Source organism: Bowdeniella nasicola (assembly GCF_900107735.1).
GTDB classification, from domain to species: Bacteria; Actinomycetota; Actinomycetes; order Actinomycetales; family Actinomycetaceae; genus Bowdeniella; species Bowdeniella massiliensis.
In genome coordinates this window covers 35,890-48,835 of record NZ_FNQV01000010.1, presented here as the reverse complement: position 1 = coordinate 48,835, position 12,946 = coordinate 35,890, and the positions used below count along the sequence as shown (strand labels likewise).

11 protein-coding genes are annotated in these 12,946 nt (G+C 63.3%); 9 read left to right on the top strand and 2 right to left on the bottom strand.

The genetic code is table 11. The annotated features are described in order from the left end of the window. Positions 1 to 38 precede the first annotated feature (38 nt). Together brnQ and BLU67_RS08350 are read left to right on the top strand one after the other, a co-directional pair. Complete coding sequence (brnQ, locus tag BLU67_RS08355; RefSeq protein WP_261977076.1) at positions 39 to 1,388, top strand: branched-chain amino acid transport system II carrier protein; 1,350 nt, start codon at positions 39 to 41, stop codon at positions 1,386 to 1,388. A 37-nt stretch (positions 1,389 to 1,425) separates the two neighbouring features. Then, positions 1,426 to 1,842: a TspO/MBR family protein gene (locus BLU67_RS08350; RefSeq protein ID WP_176780753.1), complete on the top strand. Its 417-nt coding sequence runs from the start codon at positions 1,426 to 1,428 to the stop codon at positions 1,840 to 1,842. Positions 1,843 to 1,848: 6 nt separating this feature from the next. Here the strand turns inward: BLU67_RS08350 and BLU67_RS08345 are convergent, their stop codons facing one another. Beyond that, a complete protein-coding gene (locus BLU67_RS08345) occupies positions 1,849 to 3,018 on the bottom strand; it encodes an ROK family protein (protein WP_092564891.1) in 1,170 nt (389 codons plus the stop codon). Between the two features lie 98 nt (positions 3,019 to 3,116). Between BLU67_RS08345 and xylA the strand changes: the two genes are divergently transcribed. From xylA to mmsB, 5 genes are all read left to right on the top strand, one after another. Then, a complete protein-coding gene (gene xylA / locus BLU67_RS08340) occupies positions 3,117 to 4,283 on the top strand; it encodes a xylose isomerase (RefSeq protein ID WP_092564889.1) in 1,167 nt (388 codons plus the stop codon). A gap of 6 nt (positions 4,284 to 4,289) precedes the next feature. After that, positions 4,290 to 5,618 (top strand): xylulokinase, encoded by a 1,329-nt coding sequence (xylB, locus tag BLU67_RS08335; RefSeq protein WP_092564887.1) that lies wholly within the window; start codon positions 4,290 to 4,292, stop codon positions 5,616 to 5,618. Positions 5,619 to 5,681: 63 nt separating this feature from the next. Continuing rightward, positions 5,682 to 6,806, top strand: a complete 1,125-nt coding sequence (gene chvE / locus BLU67_RS08330) for a multiple monosaccharide ABC transporter substrate-binding protein (protein WP_092564885.1) — start codon at positions 5,682 to 5,684, stop codon at positions 6,804 to 6,806. Between the two features lie 9 nt (positions 6,807 to 6,815). Further along, positions 6,816 to 8,363: a multiple monosaccharide ABC transporter ATP-binding protein gene (gene mmsA / locus BLU67_RS08325; RefSeq protein ID WP_092564883.1), complete on the top strand. Its 1,548-nt coding sequence runs from the start codon at positions 6,816 to 6,818 to the stop codon at positions 8,361 to 8,363. Then, positions 8,363 to 9,529: a multiple monosaccharide ABC transporter permease gene (gene mmsB / locus BLU67_RS08320; RefSeq protein ID WP_092564881.1), complete on the top strand. Its 1,167-nt coding sequence runs from the start codon at positions 8,363 to 8,365 to the stop codon at positions 9,527 to 9,529. Before mmsA ends, mmsB begins: the two co-directional genes overlap by 1 nt. A gap of 66 nt (positions 9,530 to 9,595) precedes the next feature. Here the strand turns inward: mmsB and BLU67_RS08315 are convergent, their stop codons facing one another. Then, entirely contained in the window at positions 9,596 to 11,344 is a 1,749-nt protein-coding gene (locus tag BLU67_RS08315; protein ID WP_092564879.1) for a BCCT family transporter, read from the bottom strand. Positions 11,345 to 11,354: 10 nt separating this feature from the next. Between BLU67_RS08315 and BLU67_RS12115 the strand changes: the two genes are divergently transcribed. Together BLU67_RS12115 and BLU67_RS08305 are read left to right on the top strand one after the other, a co-directional pair. Further along, entirely contained in the window at positions 11,355 to 11,534 is a 180-nt protein-coding gene (locus BLU67_RS12115; protein WP_143027383.1) for a hypothetical protein, read from the top strand. A gap of 72 nt (positions 11,535 to 11,606) precedes the next feature. Beyond that, positions 11,607 to 12,851, top strand: coding sequence for an aminotransferase class I/II-fold pyridoxal phosphate-dependent enzyme (locus BLU67_RS08305; RefSeq protein ID WP_092564875.1), 1,245 nt, complete (start codon positions 11,607 to 11,609; stop codon positions 12,849 to 12,851). Positions 12,852 to 12,946: the final 95 nt, after the last annotated feature.

Here is a 12,946-nt window from a genome sequence, read left to right as displayed (position 1 = left end):
AGCGCTCTGCGAGCGTCTCGCCCCTAGACTGGCTCGACGTGACTCGCTCCTTTTCCCGCACCTACCTCGTGACGGGCCTCGCCCTTTTTGCCATGTACTTCGGTGCGGGCAACCTCATCTTCCCGGTCATGATTGGCGCCGAATCGGCGGGCGCCCGCCCCGCCGTGCTCGCCGGATTCCTCCTCACCGGCGTCGCGCTGCCCATCCTCGGGATGCTCGCCGTCGCGACGGAACGGCCCGGGGAGTCCGGCGGGATCGCGAGCCGCATCGGCGCCGTGCCGGGCCTCGTCTTCACGCTCGTCATTTTCCTGTCGACGGGCATGCTCTACGCGATCCCGCGGGTCATCACCATCAGCTATGAAATGTCAGTGCGGCCCTTTCTCGCCGGGTCTGCCGCGGCCGGGCCGCTGCCGCTCGCGCTGTACGCCGCCGCCTTCGTCGCGATCGCCATCGCGCTGACGATCAACCCGCGCCGGCTCATCGACCACGTCGGCGGCTGGCTCACCCCCGCCCTGCTGGCCCTGCTCGTCATCCTCATTACCGCGGCGGCGTGGCGGCTGTCGGCGACGGGCGGCGCCCCGAGCGGCGAGTACGCCACCCACCCGCTGCCCGCCGGCCTGCTGCAGGGCTATTTCACGATGGACGCGCTCGCCTCCTTCGTCTTCGGCGTCGTCATCATCGCCCAGCTGCGCGACCGCGGCTTTACCGGGCGGCGACGCCTGCTGCCGGCCATGGCGATCGTCGGCGCGATCACGGGCATCGGGCTCGCGGCCGTTTACGTCGGGCTCGCACTGCTCGGCAATCGCGTCGCGGACGCGGGAGTGGACAATGGCGCCCAGGCGCTCGCCTTCGCCGCCGAGACGCTCTTCGGGCGGCCGGGCGTCGCCCTGTTCGGGGCGATCGCGATCCTCGCGTGCCTTACGACGGCCGTCGGCCTGTTCGGCGCCGCCGGCCAGTACTTCGCGCGCCTCATCCCCGGCGCGCGCTACCGCGCCGTCCTCGCCGTGCACGCCGTCGTCGCCTTCGTGCTGGCAAACCTCGGGCTGGACGCGATCCTCGCCGTCGTCGCGCCCATTAACCAGCTCATTTACCCCGTCGCGATCTGCATTATCGCCGTCGCGCTGATCGAGGCCGCCCTCGCGATTGTTCGCCCCCGCCAGCTGCGCTGGACCTACCGACTCGCGGCGTGGGTCGCGGCCACCGTCGCGCTGCCCGAGGCTCTCGCGACGACGGGCATCGCGGCCTTCGCGCCGTTGCGCGAGGTGCTCGCGGGCGTGCCGGGCGGCGCCTTCCAGATGGCGTGGGTGCTGCCCGCGCTCGTCGGCGCCCTCATCGGCGCTGTAATCGATGCGCGCATTGTCGCGCGGGAGCCGGAGATAACTAGCTAAGCTAGGTATGTGTCTGGCGCGTCGCGACTGTCCAAAAATGTCCTCGCTACGACGGGCGGCGTCGTCGCCGCCGCCGCTATCGGCTTTGCTGGGACGGACTCTGCTCTACGCGACGATCGCCGGCACCACCGCGTTGACGATCCGTGATCTCGAGGAGGCCGAAAGCACCGACGAGGCGAACAGCGACGAGATGAGCGAGCGCGATCAGTACGTCGCGCTGCTCGCCACGAACCTCGCCCTGAACGCCACGTGGCCGTGGAGCTTCCACCGCGCGAAGGCGCTGCGCACCGCGACGGTCGTCTCAACCGCGCTGACCGCGACCGCCGCCGAGCTCACCCGCCGCACCTGGCGCATGAACAAGACGCGCGGGGCCCTGCTCGCCGCCTATCCCGCCTGGGGTACGCTCGCGACGGCGCTGAATGTGTGGATCATGCGCGAAAACCGCAGCGGGTAGCGCGCCTCAGGGCGCGGGCGCGGCTAGGAAATCGATCGGCGCTGCGAGCAGATTCGTGAACGCCGCATAGGCCGCACCGAGGACCGCGGCGTCCTCGCCTGCCTCGGTCGCCGTGAGCTCGATCGGTACGCGCCGCGCCGCCATCGCGCGGCGTCGCAGCACCTGTTCGATGCGCTCGCGCTTGCGCTCCAGTAGTTCCGCGAGCTGACCGCCGAGCACGATGACGGGCACGTCGAGCAGGTTGACGAGCGCGGCGAGCGAGACTCCCAGGGCCTGAGCGCTGACGTCGAGCACATCGCCGGTTTCCGCGTGGCGGCCGAGCGCCTCGGTGAGCGCCTCGCGGCCAACATAGCGTTCGAGACAGCCCGTGGAACCGCAGCGACAGTCGGGCCCATTCGGGTCGACGGTGAGATGGCCGATTTCGCCGGCCCAGCCATGCTCGCCGGTCATGACCGTACCGCCCTCGACGATCGCGGCGCCGACGCCGATCCCGCCGGAGAGGTAGGCAAAATGTTGCCGGGGCCGAGGTGCGCCCGGGGCGCGGAAGGCCGCGGTGAGTGCTGCGAGGTTCGCCTCGTTCATCACCTGCGGGCGGGGGAGGTGCCCCGCGGCGGGTGTATCCGCGAGTGCTGCGGCCACGTCGTCGGCGATGGGCACATCGTGCCAGCCAAGGTTGGGCGCATCCAGCAAAACGCCCGCGGCGGAATCGACGAGGCCGGGCACAGCGATCGTCACCCCGCACAGCCGCGCATCGGCCTGCAGCTGACCGAAGACATCGGCGATCATGACGGCGACTTCGGGCAGGACGTCTGCGGGTCGCGAGCCGACGAGGTCCCCGATGCGTACTCGGCGCGCGACTTCCACGCCGCGCAGGTTGATCGCAATGACGCGCAGCGCGTCCACCCCGATGTCGACGCCGATGCCGATGACGCGGGCCGAGCCCACGAGCCCCAGCGCGGGCCTGCCGGGCCCCGTCGCGGGCGGCGGCGGTAGCTCGTCGAGCAACCCGCCTGCAACGAGCTCGTCGCCGAGGCGCGAACTCGTCGCTCGCGTGAGCCCCGCGTCCGACGCGATCTGCGCCCGGGAGGGCGGTTCTTCGGATGCGAGCGCGTGCGCCAGGACGAGCTGCATGTTCATTGCGCGCAGGTTTTCCGCGCGAACGGAGTGCTTCGGCATTTTTTCAATCTACTCAACAAATCCCCTTGACACACGCGCAACGCGGTATTAGTTTGAGGAGTAAACAAAAGCGCGTGTGGATCTCAAAGGAGCGAGCAATGCGGCACCCAGCAAAGAGCGACAAGTTTTCCTTCGGCCTGTGGACCGTCGGCTGGCAGGCGGTCGATCCGTTCGGCGACGCGACCCGCCCAGCCCTGGACCCGTGGGAATACGCCACCAAACTCGCCGAGCTCGGCGCCTATGGCATTACCTTCCACGACAACGACGTCTTCCCCTTTGATGCGAGCGATTCCGAGCGCGACGAGATCGTCGGCAAGCTGAAGGATGCCACCGAAGCCGCGGGCCTCGTCATTCCCATGGTCACAACCAATACGTTCACCCACCCGATCTTCAAAGACGGCGGACTGACGAACAACGACCGCGCGATTCGCCGCTTCGGCCTGAAGAAGATCCTGCGCAACGTCGATCTCGCCGCCTCGCTCGGCGCGGAAGTCTTCGTCATGTGGGGCGGTCGCGAGGGCGCAGAATACGACTCCTCCAAGGACCTGAATGCCGCCTTCGAGCGCTACAAGGAGGGTCTGGACGCCGTCGCCGGCTACATCAAGGAGCAGGGCTACGATCTGCGCATCGGCCTGGAGCCGAAGCCGAACGAGCCCCGCGGCGACATCTTCCTGCCGACGGTTGGCCACGCCCTGGGCCTCATCGCTGAACTCGAACACGGCGATATCGTCGGCCTCAACCCGGAAACGGGCCACGAACAGATGGCGGGCCTGAACTACACGCACGGCATCGCCCAGGCGCTGAACGCCGGCAAGCTCTTCCACATCGACCTCAACGGCCAGTCGGGCATCAAGTACGACCAGGACAAGAGCTTCGGCCACGGCGACCTGTCCAGCGCATTCTTTACCGTCGACCTGCTGGAAAACGGCTTCCCGGGTGGCGGTCCGCGCTACACCGGACCGCGCCACTTCGACTTCAAGCCGACCCGCACCGAAGGCATGGAGGGCGTGTGGGAGGCCGCGGCGGCGAACATGGAAATGTACCTCATGCTCGCGGAGAAGGCGAAGGCCTTCCGCGCCGATCCCTACACCCAGGAGCTCATGGCAGCAGCCTCCATTCCCGAGCTCGCCGAGCCCACCATGGCCGAGGGCGAGAGCTACGCGGACCTGCTCGCCTCTGACGATATTGACCCCGAAGCCGCTGGCGAACGCGAGTACCACTACGTGGAGCTCTACCACAACGCCATGCGCCACCTCATCGGGTAGCTCGCCATGGCAAGGTTCGTCGCGGGCGTGGATTCCTCCACGCAGTCGTGCAAGGTTCTCATCGTTGATCCGGATTCGGGCGAGATCATCCGCTCCGGGGTAGCGCCCCACCCGGTCGGCACCGAGGTGAGCGCCGAGGCCTGGTGGCAGGCGTTTCGAGCCGCCGCGCGGGAAGCCGGCGGGCTCTCGGACGTTGCCGCGATCTCCGTAGGCGGCCAGCAACACGGACTCGTGACACTGGATGCCGACGGCGAGCTCGTGCGAGACGCCCTGCTGTGGAACGACACTCGATCCGCCAAGGCCGCGAGCGAGCTCACCGAGGAACTCGGTGCGCAGACGTGGGCCGAGGCGTGCGGGTCCGTGCCGGTTGCCTCACTCACGGTCTCCAAGGTGCGCTGGCTTGCCGAACACGAGCCGCAATCCCTGGAACGCACCGCCGCGATCTGCCTTCCGCACGACTACCTCAGCTGGCGCCTTGCCGGTACCGGCGAGATCGCCGACCTCACGACGGATCGCTCCGACGCCTCCGGAACTGGCTACCTCGATCTGCGCACCGCGGAGTATCGCCTCGATCTCCTCGCCCGCGCGCTGAAGGCCAGTGAATCGCGGGCCGCTGACATCCAGCTGCCGCGGGTCGTCGCGCCCTTTGACGTCGCGAGCGAGATCACGCGAGATGTCGAGGACATCGGCCTCGCAGCCGGCACCCTCATCGGCCCCGGCTGCGGCGACAATGCCGGAGCTGCCCTCGGACTCGGCCTGCAGCCAGGCGAAGCCTCGATCTCGATCGGAACCTCCGGCGTCGTCGCCGTCGTGAGCGATAAGCCCGTGTGGGACCCGAACGGTGTCATCACCGGCTTCATGGATGCCACTGGTAACTGGCTCCCGCTTGCCTGCACTCTGAACGGTGCGCGGATCCTCTCGTCCACCGCCGAGCTCCTCGGGGTCGACTTCGCGGCCTTCGACGAGCTCGCGCTGTCCGTCGCCGACGGCGCCGGCCTAGAGATGACGCCATATTTCGAAGGCGAGCGCACCCCGAACCTGCCGGACGCGACCGCCTCGCTTGCCGGCATGAACCTCGCGAACTGGGATCGTGCCCACCTCGCCCACGCCGCCGTGCGGGCACTTGCCACCTTGATGGCAAATGCCGCAGCCGCAGTGAGCGAGTGCGGGGTGCGCCTCAGCAAGGTCCGACTCATCGGCGGGGGAGCGCGGTCGGCTGCCGTGCAGCGCATCCTGCCCGAAGTCCTCGGAATCGACGTCGACGTCCCCGCCCCCGCGGAGTACGTCGCACTCGGCGCTGCCAAGCAGGCCGCCAACGTACTCAAGCGCGGATAACCCCCGCGGCCAGACCAATACCTAGAAAAAGTCCCGGCCATCGGGCAGAGCAAGGAGGCTCAAATGAGCAGCAAGGTGAAAAAAGTTCTAGGAACACTGTTAGGAATGCTGTTGTTCCTGACGCTAGGCGCATGTTCTAGCGAACGCGGCGGCGGATCAGGCGGAGAGGGTGGAACCGGTGAAACGGATGCTCTCATCGGAATCTCGATGCCGACGAAATCCCTCGAACGGTGGTCGCGTGACGGTGCGAACCTCGAGAAGAACCTCAAGGAGATGGGTTACCGCACCTCACTGCAGTACGCCGACAACAAGGTGGAGCAGCAGATCTCGCAAATCCAGAACATAGTTAATGAAGGACCCAAGGTTCTGGTGGTAGCTGCGATCGACGGCTCCGCTTTGGCTCCTGTTCTCGACCAAGCTGCCGGGAAAGGTGTGAAGGTCATTGCGTATGACCGCCTCATTCGAGACACCGAATCCGTTGATTACTACGCGACATTCGATAACTACCGTGTTGGTCAGCTCCAGGGCGAGTTCATCGTGAAGGCTCTCAAGCTAGAGAGCGAGGCTGGACCGTTCAATTTCGAGCCATTCTCCGGATCGCCAGATGACAACAACGCACGTTACTTCTTTGAAGGCGCATGGGATCAGCTCAAGCCATACCTCGATCAGAAGAAACTAGAGGTGCCCTCAGGCAAGGCTCCCGCGAGCGTCGACAACTGGCAGTCGATTGGAATCCAGGCGTGGATGGCTCCGGCCGCGCAGTCCGAAATGGAGAATCGACTGAATTCGTTCTACCAGGGCAAGAAGGTTCAGGCCGTTCTGGCACCTAATGATGCGCTAGCACTAGGGATCACCCAAGCGCTTGAGGCCAATGGCTACAGCGCCGGAGATGATTGGCCGATCATCACCGGTCAGGATGCTGACCAGGCTAACATTCGCAACATTCTTGACGGCAAGCAGGCTATGACCGTCTGGAAGGACACTCGCGAACTGGGAGACCAAGTAGCGAAGATGGTCGACCAGATTGTTAAGGGTGACGATGTCGAGGTCAATGACACGGAAACCTATGACAATGGCCGAAAAGTAGTCCCGTCCTTCCTCATTGACCCTCAGGTAATCACCAAGGACAACGTGCAGGAAAAGCTCGTTGACAGCGGTTACTACAGCGCATCGGATCTGGGACTTTAGGACAGACTTATGCAGACGAACGAGATCATCCTGACGATGTCCCACATCACTAAGGAGTTCTCAGGCGTTCGAGCACTGGACGATGTCAACCTCGAAGTTCGCCGAGGTGAAATCCACGCGATTTGCGGCGAGAACGGTGCTGGAAAGTCGACCCTTATGAATGTGCTGTCAGGAGTCTATCCAGCTGGCACTTACGAGGGGGACATCGAGTATTTGGGCGAGAGCTGCCAGTTCAAAACGATCAAAGACTCCGAACGAGTCGGGATCGTGATCATCCATCAGGAACTGGCGCTCTCTCCCTACTTATCGGTCGCGGAGAACATCTTTCTTGGCTCGGAGATTGCGCGAAACGGCGTGATCAACTGGAACGAAACTAACGATCGGGCTGCGTCACTCCTTGCCAAGGTAGGGCTAGATATTGACCCAGGTACGACGGTTGTGGATCTCGGCGTCGGGCGTCAGCAGCTTGTTGAAATCGCCAAAGCATTGTCGAAGGAGGTGAAACTCCTCATTCTCGACGAGCCAACTGCCGCTCTGAATGATGAAGATTCAGCTCACCTGCTCAATCTCATGCGACAGCTACGCGATGAAGGTGTCTCAATGATCGTTATTTCGCACAAATTGAATGAGATTGAGGCGATCGCTGATTCCGTAACCATCATTCGCGATGGAAAGACCATCGTTACCCGCGACATGAAGGGAGACGATCCAGTAACCGAGGACGAGATCATTCGGCTGATGGTTGGTCGGGATCTCACGAATCGGTACCCCGATCACGAGACCACAATTGGCGAAACTGTGCTCGAGATTGAGGATTGGACTGTCTATCACCCAATCGACACCACCCGCACAATGACCGATAACGCCAACTTGGTAGTGAATGCGGGGGAGATTGTCGGGTTGGCTGGCCTAATGGGAGCGGGGCGGACTGAGCTCGCAATGAGTGTCTTTGGGCATTCTTACGGCACAAAGATATCGGGCAAGGTCAGGATGCGGGGCAAGGAGGTTGATACTTCCACTGTCCCCAAAGCTATCGAAGCGGGTCTCGCGTACGTTCCCGAAGATCGGAAGTCCCTCGGGCTCAATCTCATCCAGGATATTCGGCGCAATGTCACCTCTGCTGCGTTACGAAAACTCGCGCGCGGGGGAGTAGTGGATGAGCACTCCGAAGCTGACGTTGTAGAGAAGTACCGAGAAGATCTTCGTATCAAGACGCCCGGAATTGGAAGCGTCGTCAGCTCGCTGTCCGGGGGTAATCAACAAAAGGTCGTGCTCGCAAAGTGGATGTACACCGATCCGGAGGTTCTGATCCTGGATGAACCAACGCGAGGAATCGATGTTGGCGCTAAGTACGAGATCTACCAAATCATCCATCGCCTGGCTGACGGTGGTCGCGGAATTCTTGTCATCTCCTCGGAGCTACCTGAACTCCTCGGAATCTGCGACCGAATTTACACCTTGAGCGAAGGGCGCATTACCGGATGTGTTCCGCGTGAGGAAGCTACCCAGGAGCGGCTCATGCAATTCATGACGATGGAAAAAGAAGGGGCTCACTGATGAGCAGGGCTACGAAATCTCTGAGTTTTAATATCCGTCAGTACGGAATTCTGGTCGCGTTGATCGCCATTGTGGTGCTCTTCCAGGTGCTCACCAAGGGGCTCCTGTTGGCGCCCAACAACGTTGCGAGCCTCATCCAGCAGAACGCCTACGTGATGGTCTTGGCCATCGGCATGACGATGGTCATCATTGCTCGACACATTGACCTGTCGGTGGGGTCTGTTGTCGCATTTGTGGGCGGTGTCGTCGCGATTCTGATGTTCGACTACCAGTGGGCCTGGCCGTTAGCGGTAGTCGTTGGCCTGGTGCTCGGCATCTTGATTGGCTGCTGGCAGGGTTTCTGGGTTGCCTATGTAGGGGTACCAGCCTTCATCGTCACCCTTGCCGGGATGCTCTTGTTCCGCGGTTTGGCGATCGTTCTCGTCGAACGAACTGTCTCGGGACTGCCCCACGGATTCGTCGCAATTGCCAATGGGTCAATTCCCAATTTCCTCGGCTTCGTCGACTACTACGATGTCGTCACCTTGGTCATTGGGGCGGTCGCCATTGCTGGAATCGTGTGGTCTGGTATCACCGCGCGGCGCAGGGCCGTAAAGGCTGGACGAGTCGTGGAGCCGCTCGTTGGCTTCATCATCAAGACAGCTGTGATTGCAGCTGTCGTCGGGCTCGTCACGGTCCTTCTGGCACTTTCTGCCGGCGGGACTCCTATTGTCCTTGTCATCATCGGTGCGCTCGTCCTGCTGTACACCTTCGTCATGAACAAGACCGTCTTTGGCCGCCATATCTACGCAGTCGGTGGCAACCTTGCCGCAGCACGCCTCTCAGGGATCAATACGAAACGGGTTGACTTCTTGGTCTTCGTCAATATGGGGATCCTTGCGGCACTGGCTGGGATAGTTACCACTTCGCGTGCAGGTGCCGCGGTGGCTACGGCCGGCAATATGTACGAGCTCGACGCGATTGCGGCGGCCTTCATCGGCGGAACGGCGGTTAGCGGTGGAAAGGGCAAGATTTCCGGAGCTATCGTCGGCGCACTCATCATGGGCGTTCTGAACATGGGCCTGTCCATCATGAGCGTGGACTCTGCCTGGCAGCAGTCGATCAAGGGGCTGGTGGTTCTCCTAGCAGTAGCTGTCGACCTGATTGGAAATCGCAAGAACAGCTAGAACAGGACAGCGAAAAGGGTCCGCAGGATTATTCTGCGGACCCTTTCTGCGCTTGCGACGAGCCGACTAGCGAGTGGCTTCCCGCTTGCGCGCTCCGCCCTTCTTGCGGCGGCGACGATGCTCTTCGAGCAAACGGCGTTCACGGGCGAGCTTCATGGCGAATTCTTGCTGCGACTTGTGGTCGATGTAGAGCGGATCGTTCGCGAGCCCCTTCACCAGCGCGACGGCGAGCGCCGCAATGATGATGAGGAACGGCGAAGCGACAATGATCGTCACCGACTGGAGATTATCCAGCGCGTCGTTGCCGCCCGAAACGAGCAGCGTCAGGCCAATCGCGGCGGTCAGGCTACCCCAGACGGCGGAGGCCCACGGGCTCGGGATGAGCCGACCGTTCTGGCTCATCGACGCCATCACCGTCGACGCGGAGTCCGCGGAGGTGATGAAGAAGGTCGCCAACAGAATCATCGCGACGACGGCCGCAATTGCGCCACCGGGGAGCTGGTAGAGCAGGTCGAAGAGCTGACGCTTGGAATCGCCGTCGCCCCAGATTGATTTGCCCGCCTGCTCGAAGTCGACGGCGGTGCCGCCAAAGATCGAGAACCAGATGGTCGTGACGGTGGCGGGCACGAGTGTCACGCCGACGATGAACTCGCGGATCGTGCGGCCGCGGGAAATGCGCGCGAGAAACATTCCGACGAAGGGGCTCCAGCTGATCCACCACGCCCAGTAGAAGATCGTCCAACCGGACAGCCATTCGCCCGCGGTGCCATCGGCGGAATCGGCGGTGCGGCCGGCCATCTCGAAGAACTGGCCGAGGTAGTTCGCGACCGAGGTCGGCAGCATGTTCAGGATGGAGATGCTCGGACCCAGGATGAACACGAAGATCGCGAGCAGGGACGCCAGGATCATGTTGACGTTCGACAGGATGCGAATGCCGCGGCCAACGCCCGACATCGCCGAAATGAGGAAGGCGAGTGTCAGCACCAGGATGATGCCGATGATCGTGCTCATCGACGCCCCAGGGATGAGGCCGGTCCGATCAAGGCCAGCGCTAATCTGCAGCGCGCCGATGCCGAGGGAAGCGGCGGTACCGAAGACCGTGACGACGATCGTCAGCACATCGATCGTTGCGCCGAGCGGTCCGTCAGCGCGCTTTTCACCGATGAGCGGGATGAATGCGCGCGAAAGCAGCTGCTTGCGACCCATCCGGAACGTCGAGTAGGCGATCGCAAGTCCCACCACCGCGTAGATCGACCACGGGTGCAGCGTCCAGTGGAAGAGCGTCGTCGCAAACGAGGCGCCGACATCATGCGGTTCGTGGTTTGGCACGCCCTCGCGATAGAACGTCAGAGGTTCCGTCGTGCCGTAGAACATCAGGCCGATGCCCATGCCCGCGGCGAACATCATCGCGATCCACGAGACGGTAGAAAACTCGGGAACGTCGGAGTCTCTGCCGAGCCGGATGCGGCCGAATTTCGACGCCGCGATCCAAATGATGAACGCGACGATGCCGGTGCCGAACAGGACGAAGGCCCACCCGAAGTCCTGCACCACGAAGGTGATGGCAGAGGCCGCGAAGTTCGCGAAGTTATCCGACGCGAGCAGGCCCCACAGGACCACTCCGACGACGAAAACCAGCGCGGGGATGATGACTCGCAGATCGAGTTCGCCCTGGTGGTACTCCGCCTTGTGGCGAAGGTCGTCGCCCGAGTCCACGTGCGTGAGCTCTTCGTGCGTCGCGATTAACTCGGCGAGAGTTTGCGTCGCGGTTGGCGGAACATCAGCTTGAGGGGAATGTTGGTCGTTGGTGTTCACTCATTCGACTATGGCACTCCTGATTGTCACGTCAACCGCATCGAACGAGCCGGTGGGCTTGCATGCGGCACGTCTTGAGCCGATTTTTCTCCTCGGCGAGCCACCGCCTGCGATCGGCGGTATCCGCGATGATCATGCGGCACAGAGCAATCGTCTGATTTTTGTCGACGTCCGTCGGAAAGAGGCGTAACCGGACGTCGTCGCCGGTGATCAAACTGTGCCAAAATCACACATTCCTTCACCGCTGTAGGAAGATGGGCACATGAGTGACGTCGTTGATCTAGGACCTGCGGCACCCCAATTCCCGACCGCTCCCGCCGTCGCGGAAGCGATCCTCAAAGCCGCGCATGCGTCATCGTTTCGATACACCCGGCCGGGCGCCCACTACGTCGAGGCCGCCGCCGCGTGGCAACGGGACCGGCATGGCTGGAATGTCGACGCCGCCGACGCGCTCTTTATCCCGAAGACGACACACCTCATGACGGCGCTCATCAATGCCGGCCCGACGTTCTACGAGCTCGCCGGCGGCTCCGAGGATCGATCGCCGATGTCGGCCGCGGCGGCTATGGAGATGGGCGCGCCGCGCGAGGTCGTGCTCGGCCGTGCCCAGCAGGAAGCGGACTCCCGCGTCGAAGCGACGGCCGACAACGGCGTGGAGCGCGCGCCCGTCATCGTGGCGCTCAGCCCCACCTACGGGCGGGTGGCGCAGATGCTGCAGCGTTCCGGCGCCGAGCTCAGGCTCGTGCGGATGGAAGACTTCGGCGGCCGCCTGCGAATCAACTGGCCCGCGCTCGAAAACGCGATGATCGGCGCCGACTACCTCTGGTGGATCAACCCGCACAACCCCACCGGGCGGATCTTCAGCGAAGACGAACTAAAGAAGGTTGGCTACCTCGCCGAGATCTACCGCGTCACCGTCATCAGCGATGATATCCACGCCGACTTTGCGAGGACCGAACGCCCCTATATACCGATGGCGAAGGCCTGCCCGTTCCTCTTCGAAGCAGGCCGACTCATCCACACCGCCTCGCCAACGATCACCTTTGCGATGTCCGGCATCGAAGCCGCCGTCGTCTTCGCGCGCGGCAAGGCTCGCGAAAACATCGAAGCCGCAAAGTCGCGCCTCAGTTTGTCGACGGCGAGCTACTTCGCACAGCCCGCAGCGATCGCCGCGTGGCGCGATGGCGGCGCATACGTCGACCAGATCGCCGCGACCGTCGCCCAAAACCAGCGGGACGTCGCCGCCTATCTGCGCGAGCACCTGCCGGTCACCGAGGTGGCCGACGCCGACGGCTCGATGCTGCTGTGGTTCAACGCGGGCCCGTACCTCGAGCCCGACGCAGATCTCTCGGCGCGCTGCGCGGCAGCCGGTGTCAGCGTGACGCCCGGTGGCCAGTTCGGCGAAACCTGGCAGAGCTGGATCCGACTGAGCCTGGCACTGCCGCACGAGGACGCCATGGAAGGCGCGAGGCGACTCGTCCTTGCGCTCACGAATCGCGCAGTGTGAGTCGACTTATCTAGCCCTTACGCCTGTGGAAACCAGGACGCACGACGTAGGAACGAGCCCTGTTTCGAAGCGTTGCAATAGGTTAAGGTTGATTG